Raw genomic sequence first — 17,938 nt, 5'->3', positions numbered from 1 at the left:
AAGGCGCTTTCCATCGTTTTGTTCCCGATCGGCAAGGGAAAAAGCAAAAACGATGCGGATTTTGGCCAAATCCAACAAAAAGGACGGAAGAACAACGTCCTTCCGTCCTTAAAACGATCAAACGGTCTCAGCGTGCCAGGATATCGCGCATTTCGACCAGATTCGAGCGAACCCGCAGGACATAGAAGCCGAGCGTTGCCAGATGGGTCGGCATGATCCATCCATCTTCCTGGCCGTTCGAGATGATAAACGGCTGGATGCGCAAGGCGGCTCGCAGCTGCTTGATGCTTTCGTTCCAGATCGGCCCGAGGCCGCGCTGCGTGATGACCCCGTCGAAGTCCGCGCCGGCTGCCGTCAGCACGCCGTAATAGCCGTAGAGCTGGCCATAGGCGAACCAGAAGCGATCATCGGCCCGCGTATCGAACCAGCCGCCATTGAAGTTCTCCGAGCGCTCGCGCAGCATTGCCGAGGTGCTGCCGATCGAGCTTGAGACGCGGTCCATGAATTCCAGGAAGTTGTCGGCGCGGGCGTCGAATGTCGCCGCGCATTTCGACAACTCGTCGTTGAAGGTCCGCAGATCCTTCATCGCCACGCGATATTGCGACGGTGTCGGTGTCAGCGGGCCAAAAGGCGACAGGCCGAAATACCAGTTGGTTTCCTCGTACTGCATCTTGCTGCGCACGCTTTGCAGCAGCGGATTGATGCCGGACGTACCGCGCATGCGGACAAGGGAATCGACCAGTTCGACCGTCGTGCGCCGCACCGCTTCGTTAATGCCGCGCTGGAACGACGCCTTGTTGTCGAGCCAAGGTGTGCGATCCCAATCCATGCCGAACAGGCCGACCTTGTAGAGCAGCATCGACGAGATCCAGGCATTCTGGTTGACGTTGTAGTCAATCAGATCGGCGGTGACATCGACGATGGCCGAGCGCTCGCAGGCATTGGCCGGCGCCGTCTGGCCCGCGGCCACCTTGACCGGAAGGCCGGCGTCATTCTTGCGCGCGGCAAGATTGTACCGGTTCGGATAATCCGGGTCGAAATTCGTCCAGGCCTGCGTCTGCCAGAAGAAATAGCCGTAGAGGCCGATGAGGACGAGAAGAGCAATACCGATCGGCCCCTTGATGATCCACGCACGCCCCCGATACCAGTTGGCGATGGCGATGAAGGGAGAGAGTATCCAGGCAATCGCCAGGCCGATGCCCCGGCCGATCGCTGCAAACACACGTTGGAAAAACGCGACGATCGGATCAAGCATTGCTGTTATCCTCCTTGATGCCATAAAGGCGTTTTCGGAACGCCACCTTGTCCCTGAGATATGTGCCGGTCAGCGTTGCCACAACATATTCCCTGAACTTTTCGCTGTAATGTTCATAGGCCGTATAAAACCCCTGCTTGTCAAAGACGAAGCGGGAGACGAAGTCGCGCGGCACAAGCTGCGAAATCAACCGGTTGGTCAGCCACTGGTCGGGATGATCGGGTGCCGCGCGAACCAGCAGGAAACGATTTTCCGGCGCCACGTCCTGCATCTTGATGCTGCCAGACGCCAGGACCGTGCGCAGCATGGTCTGCAGGAACGGATAGGCACCATCCGACGACACCAGCGCCGAGTTGCGATGCATCCAGGTCTGCAGCCAGATCGCGTCGATCGCATTGATATCCGTGGCCGGGTCGGCCTGATTGACCAGCCCGCGCAGGATCATGTCCGCGCGGTGCTGATAGAGCCCGGAGCTTTCCACCCAGGATGCCTGCGGCAATTGCAGCCGGTTGGTCGAGGCGAGAAACTCATAGATGTGCTGATGATCCGAGAGGCTGATATAGCCGACCTGCCAAGGCCGCGAACGGCGGAACCCGGGCACAGAGGGATCGCAGATCACCGTCGTCGTCTTTTCATCGAGAAAGACGTAGACGCCGCCGAAATGATTGGCCCAGAAGGCCTCGTGGCGGAAGACCAGCTTGTCCGGCACCAGCGCATTCTCGCGGATATCGCCGGTGACTTTTGCAAGCTCGACCATGCGGTTGAGCAACGCATCATCGGCCCATGCGGTCGGCACCGTCTTCAGCCGGTCGACAAGCGAGCGCAGTTCGGCCGCCTTGCCCAGCATGTCCTCGGCCGACAGCACGCGAAAACGCACCTCGTTGATCGACAACAGGTCGTCGATATCGTTGACGACCGATACCGAATCCTCGATCTCGCCGTACAGCGCATCCTTGATCGTCACCGCATTGATCGCACGGCTATTGGCGGCGAAAAACTCGTGCATCAGCGCCGCGGTATTGGAGAAGCTGGTATGGACCACCGGCAGTTCTTCCTGCGCCGGCGTCAGGATGATGAAGCGGCGGTTGACGCGGTTGGGATCGAGATAATCGCGGTCGCCGAGTTCATCGGCGATCTCCGGCGAAAAACCGGTCATGTCGATCTGAAAGGATGGCAGCGCCGTGGGGCGCAGGCCGAACCCGGCAAGCGCCTTGTTGTAGCGCGCAATCAGATGCGGCTCGGAAATATCGAGCAGGCGGCCATAGATCAGTTCGGCTTCGAGGAGGCGTTTCATGCGGTAACACGCTTGGTCAAAATCATGGGTGCCTGGCTGAGCTGTCGGTTTCGTTCCGTACCAGATCGTCCAGATCGAGACGGAGCGCTGTCGCAATGCTTTTAAAAGTTGACAAGCTGCCCTCCTTCTTGCCGGTCTCCAGCTCAGAGAGATAAGCAGCACTGATCCCGGCAATCTCGGCAAGCTTCTTTGCGGACAGACCGCGATGCTCGCGCCAAACCCGAATCGGGTTTTCGCCATCGATTAATCGCTCGACAATCTCGAGCGGGATCAGTTCTTCTTCGCCACGCGCCAGTTTTTCGTGAAAAACGCGAACTGTTTCAGCGTCCGCCAAATCCTCCGCCAGTTCGGCCTGCCTCACAAGATCCTCATAGTCCTGCTTGCTCAGCAAGACCAGCTCCTCGCCGTTGGGCGTTTTGAAAGACACAGCTGAGTTCATGCTACATCTCCTTATAAACGTCGCCGCGCGGGGCGATTTTAACGACATCAATGACGATGCCTGTCTCATTGAAAATCACACGCCAATCGCCGATTCTGAGTCGATAGTGGTCCGAGCCTTGCAGCCTCTTCACATTGTTTGCCAACGATGCCGGATCGACCGAATATTGCTGCAGCTTTTTCGTTATCCGCTTCGCATCCGTTTGCGGCATACGCTGCAATGCCGTTGCCGCCTGTTTGCTGAGAACAATTTTCCTCATGAAATTAAGGCCTTTCAGACCTGACGGCAAGAACAATTCGCTCTCAGCAAACTTTTACCCCTGCCACCGCCCATCCGCCTTCATCGCCTCGATCTCGCGGATCGCCTTCTCCCTCTGGCGCTCCCGACGAATGATGTCGGTCACGGCCGCATCGTCGGATTTGTCGGTGTAACGGAATTCGCTGTCGGCGTAGCGGTTGATTTCCTGCATGACCATCTCGAGCGTGATGGGCCCGCGCAGGTCTTCGATCATCGCTTTCTTCTCGTCATAGGCCTTGTGCATGAAGGCCTGCGGCGTGGCAAACCAGTCGTCGGGCAGGTCCACATCCATCGCCCGCATCTTGATCGCGTCGGTGATGTTCTTGATTGCCCGGCCGGTAAAGCGCGGCTCGGCTTCCTTGATCATATGCAGGTAGGAGCCGACGTCGGCCAGCGTCGCGATCTTGCCCTCTTCCTTTTCGTGGCGCTCCCACACCGCAAGCAGCCCCTCTTCCTTCGGGCGGGCATGCGCCTCGTAGGACTGCGAAACCGCTTTTTTGATCTCCTGACCAGCGAACAGCTGGTGCTCGCCCAGCGGGATCTTATGGTTCTTGCCGACCAGCATGGCAAAGATATCGATATAATCGCCTTCCGATTGCGGCCCATCGACCAGCCAGCGGGCACCGGCGCGCTGGCGCAGGGCATCATCGACGTTTTCCGGATAATTGGAGAACATGCCGAAGGTGCAGTTGCCGCGGATCACCGTCGAGGCACCGGCGAAACTTTCCATCAGCACCGCCGTCACCTCATGCTGCCCCGCCGACGCGCGGTCGTCCGAGCGCTTGGCCGCCACCTGATCGACATCGTCGATGGTGCCGAAGCCGATCGCCTTCGGATTGATGACGTTGTTGACGAATTCCTTGCAGTTTTGCCCCGATTTGCCCTGATAGGAGGAAATCTGGTCGACCCCGAAATTCTCGTAGTGAAAGGCGTATCCGGCGATCTCGCAGTAGTCGTTGAGCATGCCCGCCAGCATCTGGATCAGGATGGTCTTGCCGGTGCCCGGCATGCCGTCGCCGATGAAGGTGAAAAGGAAGCCGCCCAGTTCGACGAACGGATTCATCTGCCGGTCGAAATCATAGGCCATCAGCATCTTGGCAAGCTTCAACGCCTGATATTTGGCGATGTGGTTGCCGATGATCTCTTCCGGCTTCTTGAAGCTCATCACCAGCGGCTTGCGCTTCTGACCGGGCGCGACGTCAAAACCGTTGAGGGTGAAATCGTCCTGATCGAGCCGGATATGGACATTCTCGAAGCTTGCAAGCCCGGTGAACCGTGCCTTGCGGCCGATCAGTCCCTCGATCGCAAGCCGGGAGAAGGCCCGCGCCCGGCTGGTCAGCGCGGCATCGTCGGGCGCACCGGCAATGGTCTTGTCCAACGCCGAGAGCATGCCCTTCAGCGCATCCTGCGGCGTATCGAACAGGAAATCCGGCTCGGTCCCATCCTCGACCGGTTCGCCCTCCCCCGCAAGCGTCGCCCCGAGATAGGCGGCGAAGGTGAAGGCGGCGATATAGGCCGATGCCGACAGAAGCGCCTTGAACTGGGTGGCGTCCTCGCCCGACAGCGGTGCCGCGGCATTGCGTGATTGCAACCCTTCCAGATTGGTCTGGCGGGCAAAGACATCGGCAACGGCGAGCGCCACCTGAATGCCGCGCCGCGATCGATAGAGCAGCGCGTGCTGAGCAGGCGAAAACAGCGGATCGTTGGCGCGAACCGACTGGATGGCCTTCGTCAATTCCACCTCGCGCGTGCGGCGCTGACCACCGGTCGAAACGGTGGACACGAAACGGCGGCCGGTTCCGGCCAAAGCTGTCCCCGCAGACGGATCGTCGGCTTCAAGGATGATCAGCCGGGTGACCAGCCCCTGCGCCACCGCCTGATGCTTGGCGATGTCGTCCTCGTGCAGTGTCGTCAAGCCCGCGTTCAGTGACATTGCCTCACACCTCGCTGATAACCTGGTTTCCGGAAATCACATGCACCTTGTAGTCGCCGAAGACCTCCGCCGCATCGCCGGCGGCATAGAGCGCCTGGTAAGCGTCATGCGGCACCAAAGCGTGCTTCTCGTAGGAACTGACGCCCATGCGGGTCGCCTCGAGATTGTCGGTATCGATGTGGAATTCCTCCGACGCCGGTGTCGAGGAGAAAAAGCCGCGCTGGGCGGGCCGTTCGGCCTTTGAGAACACCTCCTGCACGGTCCAGGTCAAAAGCCAGGCGTTTTCCGCCTTGCGCACCTTCGACAGGATCTCGTTGATCTTGGCATTGTTCTCGGTAATTCCGGCCGAGTAGAACGGTCCAAGCACGATGCGCCGCAGCTGCTTGGGATGCAGGTCCGGGAAATCCCTGTCGAGACTGGTGGCTATCGTCACCGGTGTCAGAGAATAGGCGCTGTTCTTCAACGCAAAATCGTCAAACCGGCTGGCGAGATCCGGATTGAGCAGACCGCCGATCGGCAAGGGAATATCCATCTCCGGGTTCAGCTTGCCGTCCGCCGTCACCAAAAGCTTGATGATCTTTTCCGAGGAATCCTCGATGGTTGCCATGTAGACCATCGGCAGCGTGCTTGTGCCATCGAAAGCACCCCAGCTGACCACGTAATAGGGCCGCATGGTCTTCGGATTGACGGCAACCCGGATCGTCTCAGGCATGATGAAGGGCGAGAAGATGTCACCCTTGCCGATCTGTTCGAGATAGAGCCGCTCGGCCATGCGCGACTGCAATTCAGCCGGAAATGCTTTCTGGCGAAGAATGAAATCGGCCATTTCCAGACGCAGCGCATCGGCGACCGGAATGCTCGACAACCGTTTTTCAGCCGATTGCCGGTCGTTTTCCAGCTCCAGCACATTCTGGAACACCGGAAAACCGCTCTCGGCCCGCGAGATACGGAACTGTTCGATAAAGCCGATACGATTTTCCCAGCAGGAGAAGGACGCCTTCAACCGCGCCAGATAGGGCACGACCGCCTCGCCGATCATCGAATTCCGGTAAAGCGGCGTGCTGCTGTCGGCCAGAAAGATTTCGAGACCGCCAAGGGCGGCGCGGATCGAGGCAAAATACTGGCCAACCGTGCCTTCGGATGCGGCGTTCATGATGGCCACCCTCCCATCGAGGGGGCGGGTCGGAGCGAAGCTCCGGGGTGGGGTGATTTTTCGAGACACCCAACGGCCCCCCCCACCCGAGCGTTCCGCGCGACCTCCCCCCTCAAGGGGGAGGTATAGGCCGCCCAGCGGCCATGGTAGACGGACATATCAAACGTTTTGGCGCGAGACGGCATTGTGGGCGCAATCACGGCTTCACGTAATTCGCCGAATTGTGCTTGTCCATGACAGCCTGGAACCGCCGGGCAAAAGCATCGTCGGCCAGCTTCTTGCGGCGCTGGATGTCCTGGGTCGAGAGCATGTTCTTCTCGTGCATTTCCAGGAGATCGCCGATATGGCGCTGCGAGGCGGAGCCGATGCCGGCCATGGTTTCCTCGGCTGCGGTATCGACCTGGCTGCCGAGCGTATTGATCTTGTGGGCGACATCCTGCTGGGCCGCCGTCTTCAAGGAATCCTCCAGCGCCTTGTAAAGCACGATGCGCTGTTCGGTATCGATCGTCAGCTTGTTGATCAGCGTGTTCTGCGCGGCGATCTGGTTGTTGAGCGAATCGACGAAGGTCTGGAACATCGAGGTGTAGCGCTCGTATGTCTGGCTCTCGGCCAGAAGCTCCTGCTCCTTGGCCTGTTTCTGATTGTATTCCGTCGCCAGAACCGAACGCTCGCCTTCTAGCTGGGTACGGGAGATCTGGTCGGTGGAAGCAGCGATCTTGTTTTCGATGTCCATCAGCAGCGGGTTCAGTTCCTCGATCCGCTTCTGGGTTTCCAGCAGGTTTGCCATCGTGCTCTTGCGCCGCTCGATCACCTGCAGCAGGCTTGCTTCCGAGGTCTTGTAACGCTGATCGAGTACATTCTTCTGTTCTTTCAGAATGCCCACGATGGTGTCGGATTTGGCCAGCAGTTCCTGAAGATTGCCGGCAAGCGACATGTTGCGGACACGGTCGGTGCGCATGCGTTGTGACCGCTGCTTGGAAAAAATGCCGATGAATTTTTCATAACCGGTATAGCTCTTCATGCTCTCGAATTCGGAGCCGAAGACGTTGGTGGCGTCTTCCAGACCGATGATCAGGTCGGCAATATTGCCCTCCATCACCTTCTGCTGGTTGATGACGTCCTGAATGCGGGCGTTCTCGATATCGAAATTGGCATCGCCCAGCTTGGTGTCCGATTTGGCGAACTGGTCGAGTACGACGGCCGACTGGTTCATCTTGCCGCGGATCTGTTCGACGATGCCGCGCGTTTTCTCGATTTCGCTCTCAAAATTCTGAAGTGTCGCCATCGGTTTTCCCCCTTGGTTGCTCCGGTGCAGACGCGCCACGCAGCTTAATTATTCAGTCGTGACATCAGCTTATAGAATGGGACTGGTATTTTGAAGCGCAAGTATCTCGTGTGACGAATTTCAATGCACGCCATCCGCCGAGATTGCCCCGCAACGCCGCGCCTATTTCGCAGCCGATGTCAGATAGGTGATGACGTCGTCGATATCCTGCGGCTTCTTCAGGCCGGGAAAAGACATCTTGGTTCCGGGCACCATCGCTTTCGGGCTGAGCAGGTATTCCGAAAGCCGGTCCACGTCCCAGAGCTTGCCGTCCTCGCCGAAGGTTTTCATGGCGCTCGAATAGCTGTAACCCGGATATGTCGCCACCGGACGGCCGATGACCCCCATCAGGCTTGGCCCGACCCGGTTCAAGGGCTCCGTTGCGGTATGGCAGGCACCGCACTTCTTGAAGACCTGCGCACCGGCCGCCGCATCGCCGCCGGCATGGGCAAGACCGGCCTGAAGACAGAGACAGAGGCTCATCAGAGCAAGCCGTAACGACATGGGCAGTTTCTCCGGAAAATCTATTGGGATCGCCACCATCATGGCATGGAGCGCGGGCTTCGCGATAGCCCGCTTCAGCCTTCGCTCATCTTGTCTTCCCAGTGGCGGCGGCAATAAACCACGTATTTCTCGTTGCCGCCGACATCGACCTGGGCGCCTTCGCGCACGACATTGCCCTGCGCATCCATCCGCGCCACCATGGTCGCCTTGCGGCCGCAATGGCAGATCGTGCGGACTTCACGCATCTCGTCGGCGATCGCCAAAAGCGCCATCGAGCCGGGAAAGAGCTTGCCCTGGAAATCCGTGCGCAACCCGTAGGCCATGACGGGAATGCCGATGCGGTCGGCGACGCGGGCCAGTTGCCAGACCTGATCCTCACCGAGAAACTGCGCCTCGTCGACGAAGACGCAGGCGATCGTCTCTTCAGCATGCAGCCGCTCGACCAGAGCATAGAGGTCGTCGTCATGATGGAAGGATATGCCATCCTCGCTCAGGCCGATGCGCGAGGACACACGCCCCTTGCCTGCCCGATCGTCGAAGGCCGCGATCAGGATCACCGTGCGCATGCCGCGCTCGCGATAGTTATAGGACGCCTGCAGGAGCAAGGTCGATTTTCCGGCGTTCATGGTGGCGTAGCTGAAATACAGTTTTGCCATGGCGTCCTCTTCTGTATGCTGTCGGTTGTTCATGAACAGACCGAACGGGGAAGGCCAGAGCGCGAGCACGAAAGTCACAGAAAATCGACGCAAGCCAGCAGAACATTAGCAATGCGACATCCCGCGTCGTTTTACGCGGGCGTGTCCGGCGAATGTCCCAATACACTTGGAGCCAACATCAGGGCGCTTGAAGAGGCGGACATTTGGTGATTGGCTTAAACCAAAAAGCAGGGGAATGATCACGATGACCAGACTGACACTGAAACTCATGCTGACCGCGGCTGTATCGCTGACCGCACTGACATCCGCCCATGCCGCCGAGCCGGCAAGCTGTGGCACCGTCCGGTTCGCCGATGTGGGCTGGACCGACATCACCGCGACCACCGCGACCGTGGCGTCGATCCTGAAAGGCCTCGGATACGAGGCCGACATCAAGGTTCTCTCCGTTCCGGTCACCTACCAGTCGTTGAAGAACAAGGACATCGACGTCTTCCTCGGCAACTGGATGCCGACCCAGGAAAACGACGTGCGTCCCTTCCTTGATGACAAGTCCGTCGAATCCTTCGGTCCCAATCTGGAAGGCGCCAAGTACACGCTGGCGACCAATGCCAAGGGCGCAGAGCTCGGCATCAAGGACTTCAAGGATATCGCCGCACACAAGGCCGAACTCGACGGTAAGATTTACGGCATCGAGCCCGGCAATGACGGCAACCGCCTGATCATCGACATGACGGACAAGGACACGTTCGGCCTCAAGGGCTTCGAGGTGGTCGAATCATCCGAACAGGGCATGCTGGCCCAGGTCGCCCGCGCGGAAAAAGACGGTCAGCCGGTGGTTTTCCTCGGCTGGGAACCGCATCCGATGAACGCCAATTTCAAGCTGACCTACCTGTCGGGCGGCGATGACATCTTCGGCCCCAATTTCGGCGGAGCCACCGTCTTTACGAACGTGCGCGCCGGCTACACCGCCGAATGCCCGAATGTCGGCAAGCTGATCACCAACCTGAAATTCTCGCTTCCGATGGAAAACGAGATCATGGGCAAGATCCTGAACGACAGCAAGGATCCGGAAGCGGCTGCGACCGAATGGCTGAAAGCCAATCCGACAGCCATCGACCCCTGGCTTGCCGGCGTCACCACCAAGGATGGTGGCGACGGACTGGCAGCGGTGAAGACAGCGCTCGGTCTCTGACCGGTCAACAAAAGGCGGGGAGCAGTCCCCGCCTTTTTTAAGCGCATCCTCTCCTATCATCGGCATCAAGAACCAGGCGATTTTCCGTGGAATGGCTAACCAATCCTGATCGACGCATCCCCATCGGCGGCTGGGCGAAGAGTTTCTTCACCTGGCTGACCACCAATTTCTCAGGCTTTTTCGACCATGTCTCCGCCGTCCTGTCGGGCGTGGTCAATGTGATCCTGTGGATATTGCAGTCACCGCACCCGCTGATCGTCGTGGCTGTGGTGACGGCAGCATCCTACTGGTTCCGCCGCTCGATCGGGGTCACATTGTTCACGCTGCTGGGCCTGCTGCTGATCATCAATCTCGGCTACTGGAAGGCGACAACGGAGACGCTCGCCCTGGTGCTGGCGGCCAGCGCCGTCAGCATGGCCGTCGGCATTCCGCTGGGGATCGCCGCTGCCCGGCGCGCCTGGGTCTATGCCGTGATGCGGCCGATCCTCGACCTGATGCAGACCATTCCGACCTTCGTCTACCTGATCCCCGCGCTGGTTCTGTTCGGCCTCGGCATGGTGCCGGGTCTGATCGCCACCGTGATCTTCGCCATTCCGGCACCGATCCGGCTGACCCGCCTCGGCATCATCTCGACACCGCCATCGCTGGTCGAAGCGGCGGTCTCCTTCGGTGCGACGCCCTCGCAGGTGCTGCGCAAGATCGAGCTGCCCTTTGCCATGCCGCAGATCATGGCCGGCCTGACGCAGACCATCATGCTGTCGCTGTCGATGGTGGTCATTTCTGCCCTCGTTGGCGCCGCCGGTCTCGGCGTGCCGGTCGTGCGGGCGCTGAACACGGTCAACATCGCCATGGGCTTTGAATCCGGCCTCTGTATCGTCATTCTCGCGATCATTCTCGACCGCCTGTTCCGTTCGTCCGATGAAGGAGAAGGCGCATGACCGATGCCGTCGTTTTCAAGAATGTCGACATCATCTTCGGCAACAGGCCGCAAGCCGCCATCGCCATGGTCGATCAGGGCAAGACCCGCGACGAAATCGGCGCGGCCACCGGCCTGGTGCTCGGCGTCGCCGATGCATCGCTGACCATCACCGAGGGCGAAATCCTCGTGCTGATGGGATTGTCGGGCTCGGGCAAGTCGACGCTGCTGCGCGCCGTCAACGGTCTGGCGCCGGTGGTGCGCGGCGAAGTGCAGGTGAAGACCGGGCACGGCATGATCAACCCGTACAAGACCAGCGCCAAGTCGCTGCGCGACTTCCGCATGCACGATGTCTCCATGGTGTTCCAGCAGTTCGCATTGCTGCCGTGGCGCACGGTGGAAGACAATGTCGGCTTCGGACTGGAGCTTGCCGGCGTGCCGGACAAGGAACGCAAGGACCGCGTTGCCGAACAGCTGGAACTGGTCAACCTGACGAAATGGGCGAGCCGCCAGGTCAAGGAACTGTCCGGCGGCATGCAGCAGCGCGTGGGCCTTGCCCGCGCCTTTGCCACCGGGGCGCCGATCCTTTTGATGGACGAGCCCTTCTCCGCGCTTGATCCGCTGATCCGGACCCGGCTTCAGGACGAACTGCTGGAATTCCAGCGGCGGCTGAAGAAGACCATCCTGTTCGTCAGCCACGATCTCGACGAAGCCTTCCGAATCGGCAACCGTATTGCCATCATGGAAGGCGGCCGCATCATCCAGTGCGGCACGCCGCAGGATATCGTCAAGAACCCGGCAAACCAGTATGTCGCCGATTTCGTCCAGCACATGAACCCGATCACCATGCTGACCGCGATGGACGTGATGAGCCAGGGCGTCAACCGCGCCGGCAGCGGCGCCGGCGTCTCGGCGACGGCCAAGCCGACGACACCGCTGATCGACATTCTCGACGCCATGTCGCGCCAGCCGGGCAGCATCGGCGTCGTCGAAAACGGCGCCATCGTCGGTACCATCGATGCGCAGAACGTCGTGGAAGGCCTGACCCGGCACCGCAACAAGAGTTGACCGGACGGGCCTGAATGCCCTTATAAAAGACGCCCGGAGACAACCTCTCCGGGCGTTTGGCATTCACAAGACGAGGCACCCGATGGCCGACAAACCTTCCGTCCTGCGCGAAACCGACGATGAGGCGCGCACGCTGGCCCGCGTGTTGCTGCGCTCGGCCCGCAGCGCCGCCATCGCCGTCGTCGAGCCCGGAAGCAACGGCTTTCCCTTTGTCAGCCGCGTGCTGCTCGGCATCGATATCGACGGGGCGCCGGTCATTCTGGTTTCCGCGCTGTCGACTCACACGCAGGCCTTGTCCGCCGACAGCCGCTGCTCCCTGCTCACAGGCGAAATCGGCAAGGGCGATCCGCTGGCCCATGCCCGGCTCACAATCCAGTGCGAGACGGAAAGACTTGACCGCGACAGCGCGGCCCATGCCCGCATCCGCGAACGCTTCATCCGCCGTCATCCGAAAGCGAAACTCTATGTCGACTTCCCGGATTTCGCCTTCTTCCGGCTGACGCCGCTCAAAGCCAGCCTGAACGGCGGTTTCGGCCGGGCCTATGCGCTTGACGGCGAGGACCTGTTCATCCGCTCTCCGGCAATCGACGAACTCGCTGCGATGGAAGCGCGGGCGATCGACCACATGAACACCGACCATTCGGATGCGGCGAGCAAGTACGCAAAACTCTATTGCAAGGCGAAGGGGACCGGCTGGCGAATCTGCGGCCTGGACGCCGGCGGCGTCGATCTGGCCTCCGGAGATCAGCTGAAACGGCTGGAATATGAGGGACCTCTCCAATCCGCAGGAGAACTCCGGCCGATGCTGGTCAGACTTTACGGTTAACTCGATGCTATCTACCCCGAATTCTTGCTATGAGAGGTTGTCCTTTTATTCATCACGGCTAATTATCCGTTATTCACATTCATAACCAAGCGTGATGTGAACTTCGCATGGAGTACCGAATGCAAACGATCTCTCCTCAGAAACACGGCAAAGCTGAAATAGCTGCGGAGTTTCTGTCGGCCATGGCCAACCCGAAGCGTCTGCTGATTCTCAGTTCACTGGTGAACGAGGAAATGGCTGTCGGCGCCTTGGCAAACCAGGTCGGCCTCAGCCAGTCCGCACTGTCGCAACATCTCTCGAAACTGCGTGCCCAGAATCTCGTAACCACCCGTCGGGACGCGCAGACGATCTACTATTCGAGTTCCTCGGATGCTGTCCTGAAAGTGCTGAAGACACTGAAGGATATTTACGGCGACGAAACGAGCACGACCGAAAAGGTCGCACAGCGCCGTACCGCCTGATATGGGTTGGGGCCGCTTGCCGGCCCCGTCCTGTCAGCCGCCTCTTCTGCTTTCAACCTGAATTGTTTGTCCCGGAAAGACGCCGCCACCTTTGGCGTTTACGCGCCTTTGAGACTTGGCGTGCAGTATCTGCGCATGGACAAGACAGCCCAAAACCAGCCTCCGGTACCGCGCCTGAAATGGGCCGTACTTGGCACAGGCGCAATTGCTTCGACCTTCGCCGAAGACATCCGGCTGACCGGCAATGCCGAGCTTGCCGCCGTCAGCTCACGAACACCGGAAGCCGCCGCCGCCTTTTCGCACCGCTTCGGCCCCCTTCGCATCCTCGCGGATATCGCGACTCTGGCTGCGGATCCTCTGATCGATGCCGTCTATCTGGCCACACCGAATACCGCTCACTACGATCAGGCCCAGACACTGCTGACCGCCGGAAAACCTGTACTCGTCGAAAAGCCGCTGGCCACATCGGCCGCACAGGCCCGGTCGCTTGCCGAACTGGCGGCAAGACGGCATGTCTTTGCGATGGAGGGCCTTTGGACCGTCTACCTCCCGGCAATCGACCGGGTCCGCAGCCTGCTGGCCGGCAACGCGATCGGGGCCGTCACCCGCATTCGCGCCGAGCTCGCCTATGCCAAGGCCTTCGACGGCAACAGCCGTTTTTTCTCGCAGGCGCTCGGCGGCGGTTCTCTTCTCGATCTCGGTATCTATCCGATTGCGCTGACACTGGCGCTGTTCGGTTCACCCCAGACAGTGGCGGGGCGATGGCGCGCAGCGCCCACGGGCGTTGATATGGCAGCGGACATCCGGCTTGGCTATGACGGGTTCGAAGCAGCGCTCTCCTGCGGCTTCGATCGCAACGGCGACAATCGTTTCATCATCGAGGGCGAAACCGGCAATCTGGTCATCGATGCCCCGTTCCTGCGGGCGAGCCGTGTTATCGTGACGCGAAACCGGCTTGCCGGTCGTCTTGCAACCCCGGCGGGTTCCGGCCGTCTGGCGCGGGCCATCAGCAAAATCGCGCGCAGGCTCCCCCTGCCCGGCCTCACCGTCTACGAACACGGCTTTCCGGGAAACGGGCTGCAATTCGAAATCGAGGCCGCAAGCAAGGCCATTCTGGAGGGAAAGCGCGAACAGCCTTCGATGCCGCTTGGCTCCAGTGCCGAAGCGCTCGGCATCATCGAAACCATTCTGGCACAGCCCGCATCATAGCCCGACCGGCGTATGATCCCGCTTGCCGGCGTTGAGCGCCAGCACGATATCGGTCAGATGCAACGCGGTCTCGCCGGAAAAGAACGGCGTGCTACCGCTGCGGATCGCATCCGCCTGCGCCGCGATGCCACGCACGAAATCGATCTGCGACGGATAGGCCGGCAGGATGTTTTTCGCAGCGGCGCTTGCATAGGCCACGGGCTTTCCGGCCGTGAGACGAAACGGGAATTTTCGCTGAAACTGCCATTCGAGACGCTCGATCAGACGATGGAACAGCGGCCGCCGGGCACCCGCCAGCTCGACATGGATCGGCGAGCGATTGTCCCAGAGGTCGCGCACGACGATCGTGCCCTTGTCGCCGGTGATCGTCAGCGATCGATCTCTGGGCGCTGCGAGCCCACTTGTCAGACGGGCGACCAGACCCGACCGGAAGGTCAGGCAACCGACGGAAAAATCCGGCCCGAGCGTGAGGGTTTCGGTCCCCGGCCCCTTGTCGGGAAAGGTCAGCGCCGAAAAAGCCGCGACATTGGCAACCGGCCCGAACAGCGAGACGAGCCAGCTTGCCGCGTAACCGGCATGCTCCAGCGTGCAGCCGATTTCGAATTCGTGAACGGCCGGCCATTTCGCGCCCGAACGGCTGCGCCATTCCTGCCACTTGTCGTGAAAGACCGGCCCGTCCTCCATCTCCGCATAGGCAAGACGCGGCGTCCCGATGACACCGGAGGCAAGGATATCGGCGCAATGGGCGCGGGCATCGCTGAGCGCGTTGGCCGGCGCGCCCGCCAGGATCAATCCTTTTTCCGCCGCCAGCCCGACCAGTTCCCTGGCTTCGTCCACCGTCATTGCCAGCGGCTTTTCGCAATAGACGTGTTTGCCCGCAAGCAGCGCCGCCCTGTTGACGGCATGGTGACTTTCGGGCGGCGTCAGGTTGACGACGATGGCAACGGCGGGATCGGCAAGCGCTTCCTCCGCAGACGAATAGGCATGGACCTTCCAGTAATCGCTGAACTGCCGCAGCCGTGCGCGATCGATGTCCCAGACACCCGTCAGCCGCAATTGCGGATGGTTCGCCAGCGTCGTCATATAGTAGTCGGCGACAAAACCCGTGCCGATGAAAGCGATGCCCGTCTGTCCGCTCATCGTGCATCCGCCAGGAAAGACGCGATATAGACCAGCGGCGCGTTCCAGTTGATGGTGATCTCGTTCGTCCCCCAGGACATGATGTCATCGACATAGCAGGTCTGCGGCCGGCACCCCTTGAGGCGTGCCCGCGCGACATCATCGACCAGCGACGAATTCGGCCCGCCTGCCAGGCTGCCAACCGGAGGATGGGGCAACGAAGCGTCGGCCTGGTGGGCATACCAGCGGCTGTGCTGGTTCTGGGCAAAGACGCTACCGTAACCGGTGACATAGGACATGTTCATCGCATTGCGCCCCAAGATGTAATCCATGCTTTCGCGCACGCCGTCGAGAAACGGCCGCTCGCCCGTCAGGTCATAACCCGCTGAGATAACGATCATATTCTGAAGAATGACCTGGTTGGATCCCCAGTCGTAGCGGTTACCAGCCGGCCGGTAGATATGCCCGAAGGGCTCCTTCTTCTGCAGGCCTATGAAGTTTTTGGCAGCGGCCACCACCGATGCACGGATCATCGCCTTGTCCTCTTCAGGAAGCTTGTCGCCGTAAAGCGCGAGATCCAGACGGCCAAGCCCCGCGACGCTGCGCCAGTCGAAGGCGCCCGTGGCAGGAAAGACCGGTCCCGCCCAATGGGGCGAGGATTTCAGCGCGGTCAGATAGCGCGCCTCTCCCGTGGTGACATAAAGTTCGGCGGCGGCCCAGTAGGTTTCGTCGGTAATATCCGTATCGCCGTAATCTCCACCGCCCTGATGACCATCCGAATCCGGCGCATAGAGAACCGGATTGGCGGCGGCGGCCAGCCAGGCCTTTTGCGCGGCGGCCAGGAGCTGCTGCGAAAACGCCGCGTCATAGGGTGCGAAAAGCCGCGCCCCCTGCGCGGCGGCGGCCGCAAGGTTGAGTGTCGCGGCCGTCGAAGGGCGATGCAGGGCCCGCAGTTCCGGATCGAGATGCGGCAGCATCGGCACGCCGGTCCATTTCGTATCGTGAACCTTGTGGTGCACCATGCCGGCCAGCGGCTGACCGTCCGGCACCATCATCTTCATCAGGAATTCGAGTTCCCAGCGCGCCTCGTCGAGAATATCGGGAACACCGTTGCCATTTTCCGGAATGCGCGACAGGCTGTCGCTCATGACGGGCGATGCGCCCTTGCCATACACCAGCCCGCGCTCGAACGTGCCGAGAAGCTGGGACACGGCAATGCCGCCGTTGACCACGTACTTGCCCTGGTCGCCGGCATCGTACCAGCCGCCGGAGACGTCGAGCGTATAGTCGCAGGTCCAGTCCTTGCCGTAGAGCTTTGCCGCCGCCTCGCCGGTCAGGCACGTCACATCGTTGTCGCCCCTGTTGGGGCTTTCCTGCAGATGACCGGCAGGCCGCGCATAGGCCGACCCGGCAATATCGCCCCTGATCGCGATACCGCTGCGCTGCGGATAGAACCAGGACAGCGCATCAACGCGTAGCTGGCCGTAAATGTCATGGCCGATGGAGAACGGGTAGCTTTTCGTGTCGCCGACGATCAGGCGATATCCCTCGCCGGCGGTCGCAAAGGCCGAGAAATCGGCGATCTGCGTGTCGGCGCCCACCGTCTCGTCAAAACCGGCAGGTGCCGCCGTGCCCTCGCCGACCACAGCGCCCGACGCATCTTCAAGCTTGAACGCCAGCGGCCCGGTTGCATCCGAAATAATCGTCGCGCGCTTTGGCCCATCGAGGAAATAGCCGGTCTGGTTGACCAGCGCCGGCAGGGCGCGGACCACGTCTCTTGTCGCCGCCGCGATCTCGTCAGGCTTCGCCTCGTTGAGTGCCACAGTATCCAGGCAGAGCCGCCAGGGTTTTTCCGCCCCGCCCAGCTGCAAGACGATCTGGGCCGGCTCGGCTTCGGTTGCCTTGAAGACGGTCGCAAACGTCGTCTTCCCGGCTTTGGCCTCCGCCGTGAAATTCGCCTGTGCCGTCCACGGTTCCGCATTGCGCTGGACCAGAATCGGGAAGCTGTGCTGTTCCTTGGCTTCAAGAGCCATCGTCAGCCGGTAGGATGTGCCCGGGGTAAATTCGAGGTCGTTGACACCAAGCAATCGGTCCCAGGGTTCTCCCCCGGCTTCGACATCGGCGCACAGTTTGCCGTGTTCACGCGACAATACAACGCCTCCGGCAGCCCAGAATCCGTCCTGTCCCTTTGCAAAGGCACCGTCGGCAATCATATCGGCCGCGCCTGCCGGGCCGGGGAGGCAAACGAGAAGGACGAGCATCAGGCTGGCTGGAAATTTCGGCAAGTCTCTA

At 60.6% G+C, this 17,938-nt stretch carries 17 protein-coding genes; 6 read left to right on the top strand and 11 right to left on the bottom strand.

The features are described from left to right. Positions 1-127 precede the first annotated feature (127 nt). From ADU59_RS22405 to ADU59_RS22365, 9 genes are all read right to left on the bottom strand, one after another. On the bottom strand, positions 128-1,255 hold the full coding sequence (locus ADU59_RS22405; RefSeq protein ID WP_068956709.1) for a DUF2333 family protein: 1,128 nt from the start codon (positions 1,253-1,255) through the stop codon (positions 128-130). Next, the gene (locus ADU59_RS22400) at positions 1,248-2,549 is read right to left on the bottom strand and encodes a DUF6638 family protein (RefSeq protein WP_068956707.1); all 1,302 of its coding nucleotides are present in this window, start codon (positions 2,547-2,549) and stop codon (positions 1,248-1,250) included. Before ADU59_RS22400 ends, ADU59_RS22405 begins: the two co-directional genes overlap by 8 nt. Before the next feature lie 22 nt (positions 2,550-2,571). After that, the gene (locus ADU59_RS22395) at positions 2,572-2,988 is read right to left on the bottom strand and encodes a helix-turn-helix domain-containing protein (protein WP_068956705.1); all 417 of its coding nucleotides are present in this window, start codon (positions 2,986-2,988) and stop codon (positions 2,572-2,574) included. A gap of 1 nt (position 2,989) precedes the next feature. After that, entirely contained in the window at positions 2,990-3,247 is a 258-nt protein-coding gene (locus tag ADU59_RS22390) for a type II toxin-antitoxin system RelE family toxin (protein WP_068956703.1), read from the bottom strand. A 54-nt stretch (positions 3,248-3,301) separates the two neighbouring features. After that, positions 3,302-5,218, bottom strand: a complete 1,917-nt coding sequence (locus tag ADU59_RS22385) for an AAA family ATPase (RefSeq protein WP_068956701.1) — start codon at positions 5,216-5,218, stop codon at positions 3,302-3,304. Between the two features lie 4 nt (positions 5,219-5,222). Beyond that, positions 5,223-6,371, bottom strand: a complete 1,149-nt coding sequence (locus tag ADU59_RS22380) for a hypothetical protein (RefSeq protein WP_068956699.1) — start codon at positions 6,369-6,371, stop codon at positions 5,223-5,225. Positions 6,372-6,567: 196 nt separating this feature from the next. Continuing rightward, positions 6,568-7,656 carry an Atg14 domain-containing protein gene (locus ADU59_RS22375; RefSeq protein ID WP_068956697.1) on the bottom strand — a complete coding sequence of 363 codons (1,089 nt, stop codon included), beginning with the start codon at positions 7,654-7,656 and terminating at the stop codon, positions 6,568-6,570. Between the two features lie 162 nt (positions 7,657-7,818). Next, positions 7,819-8,199, bottom strand: coding sequence for a c-type cytochrome (locus ADU59_RS22370; RefSeq protein WP_068956695.1), 381 nt, complete (start codon positions 8,197-8,199; stop codon positions 7,819-7,821). A 74-nt stretch (positions 8,200-8,273) separates the two neighbouring features. Continuing rightward, positions 8,274-8,855, bottom strand: a complete 582-nt coding sequence (locus ADU59_RS22365; protein WP_068956693.1) for a thymidine kinase — start codon at positions 8,853-8,855, stop codon at positions 8,274-8,276. Positions 8,856-9,099: 244 nt separating this feature from the next. Here ADU59_RS22365 and ADU59_RS22360 point away from each other — a divergent pair, with 244 nt between their 5' ends. From ADU59_RS22360 to ADU59_RS22335, 6 genes are all read left to right on the top strand, one after another. Next, positions 9,100-10,047 carry a choline ABC transporter substrate-binding protein gene (locus ADU59_RS22360; protein ID WP_068956956.1) on the top strand — a complete coding sequence of 316 codons (948 nt, stop codon included), beginning with the start codon at positions 9,100-9,102 and terminating at the stop codon, positions 10,045-10,047. Positions 10,048-10,133: 86 nt separating this feature from the next. Next, positions 10,134-10,985, top strand: coding sequence for a choline ABC transporter permease subunit (gene choW / locus ADU59_RS22355; RefSeq protein ID WP_068956691.1), 852 nt, complete (start codon positions 10,134-10,136; stop codon positions 10,983-10,985). Beyond that, positions 10,982-12,031 (top strand): choline ABC transporter ATP-binding protein, encoded by a 1,050-nt coding sequence (gene choV / locus ADU59_RS22350; RefSeq protein WP_068956689.1) that lies wholly within the window; start codon positions 10,982-10,984, stop codon positions 12,029-12,031. The genes choW and choV overlap by 4 nt, the downstream gene beginning before the upstream one ends. Before the next feature lie 82 nt (positions 12,032-12,113). Further along, positions 12,114-12,857 (top strand): HugZ family pyridoxamine 5'-phosphate oxidase, encoded by a 744-nt coding sequence (locus ADU59_RS22345; RefSeq protein WP_068956687.1) that lies wholly within the window; start codon positions 12,114-12,116, stop codon positions 12,855-12,857. Between the two features lie 119 nt (positions 12,858-12,976). After that, positions 12,977-13,318 (top strand): ArsR/SmtB family transcription factor, encoded by a 342-nt coding sequence (locus ADU59_RS22340; RefSeq protein ID WP_068956685.1) that lies wholly within the window; start codon positions 12,977-12,979, stop codon positions 13,316-13,318. A 120-nt stretch (positions 13,319-13,438) separates the two neighbouring features. After that, positions 13,439-14,527, top strand: a complete 1,089-nt coding sequence (locus ADU59_RS22335; RefSeq protein WP_139093209.1) for a Gfo/Idh/MocA family protein — start codon at positions 13,439-13,441, stop codon at positions 14,525-14,527. On the opposite strand, the gene ADU59_RS22330 is transcribed toward ADU59_RS22335, so the two are convergent. Next, a complete protein-coding gene (locus tag ADU59_RS22330; RefSeq protein WP_068956681.1) occupies positions 14,522-15,667 on the bottom strand; it encodes a Gfo/Idh/MocA family protein in 1,146 nt (381 codons plus the stop codon). The two genes, ADU59_RS22335 and ADU59_RS22330, sit on opposite strands and share 6 nt — an antisense overlap. Then, positions 15,664-17,931 (bottom strand): glycoside hydrolase family 9 protein, encoded by a 2,268-nt coding sequence (locus ADU59_RS22325; RefSeq protein ID WP_244506485.1) that lies wholly within the window; start codon positions 17,929-17,931, stop codon positions 15,664-15,666. The genes ADU59_RS22330 and ADU59_RS22325 overlap by 4 nt, the downstream gene beginning before the upstream one ends. Positions 17,932-17,938: the final 7 nt, after the last annotated feature.

Source organism: Pararhizobium polonicum, from assembly GCF_001687365.1.
Classification (GTDB): Bacteria; Pseudomonadota; Alphaproteobacteria; order Rhizobiales; family Rhizobiaceae; genus Pararhizobium; species Pararhizobium polonicum.
The sequence above is the reverse complement of the archived record's forward strand: the minus strand, read 5'-3'. Positions and strand labels throughout refer to the sequence as shown.

What these genes read in the sequence shown, in the direction of transcription:
- ADU59_RS22370 (WP_068956695.1), bottom strand. Translation starts at nt 8,199, where the DNA reads ATGTCGTTACGGCTTGCTCTGATGAGCCTCTGTCTCTGTCTTCAGGCC.
- ADU59_RS22375 (WP_068956697.1), bottom strand. Translation starts at nt 7,656, where the DNA reads ATGGCGACACTTCAGAATTTTGAGAGCGAAATCGAGAAAACGCGCGGC.
- ADU59_RS22395 (WP_068956705.1), bottom strand. Translation starts at nt 2,988, where the DNA reads ATGAACTCAGCTGTGTCTTTCAAAACGCCCAACGGCGAGGAGCTGGTC.
- ADU59_RS22345 (WP_068956687.1), top strand. Translation starts at nt 12,114, where the DNA reads ATGGCCGACAAACCTTCCGTCCTGCGCGAAACCGACGATGAGGCGCGC.
- ADU59_RS22340 (WP_068956685.1), top strand. Translation starts at nt 12,977, where the DNA reads ATGCAAACGATCTCTCCTCAGAAACACGGCAAAGCTGAAATAGCTGCG.
- ADU59_RS22360 (WP_068956956.1), top strand. Translation starts at nt 9,100, where the DNA reads ATGACCAGACTGACACTGAAACTCATGCTGACCGCGGCTGTATCGCTG.
- ADU59_RS22365 (WP_068956693.1), bottom strand. Translation starts at nt 8,855, where the DNA reads ATGGCAAAACTGTATTTCAGCTACGCCACCATGAACGCCGGAAAATCG.
- choV (WP_068956689.1), top strand. Translation starts at nt 10,982, where the DNA reads ATGACCGATGCCGTCGTTTTCAAGAATGTCGACATCATCTTCGGCAAC.
- ADU59_RS22405 (WP_068956709.1), bottom strand. Translation starts at nt 1,255, where the DNA reads ATGCTTGATCCGATCGTCGCGTTTTTCCAACGTGTGTTTGCAGCGATC.
- ADU59_RS22385 (WP_068956701.1), bottom strand. Translation starts at nt 5,218, where the DNA reads ATGTCACTGAACGCGGGCTTGACGACACTGCACGAGGACGACATCGCC.
- ADU59_RS22400 (WP_068956707.1), bottom strand. Translation starts at nt 2,549, where the DNA reads ATGAAACGCCTCCTCGAAGCCGAACTGATCTATGGCCGCCTGCTCGAT.
- ADU59_RS22380 (WP_068956699.1), bottom strand. Translation starts at nt 6,371, where the DNA reads ATGAACGCCGCATCCGAAGGCACGGTTGGCCAGTATTTTGCCTCGATC.
- ADU59_RS22390 (WP_068956703.1), bottom strand. Translation starts at nt 3,247, where the DNA reads ATGAGGAAAATTGTTCTCAGCAAACAGGCGGCAACGGCATTGCAGCGT.
- ADU59_RS22330 (WP_068956681.1), bottom strand. Translation starts at nt 15,667, where the DNA reads ATGAGCGGACAGACGGGCATCGCTTTCATCGGCACGGGTTTTGTCGCC.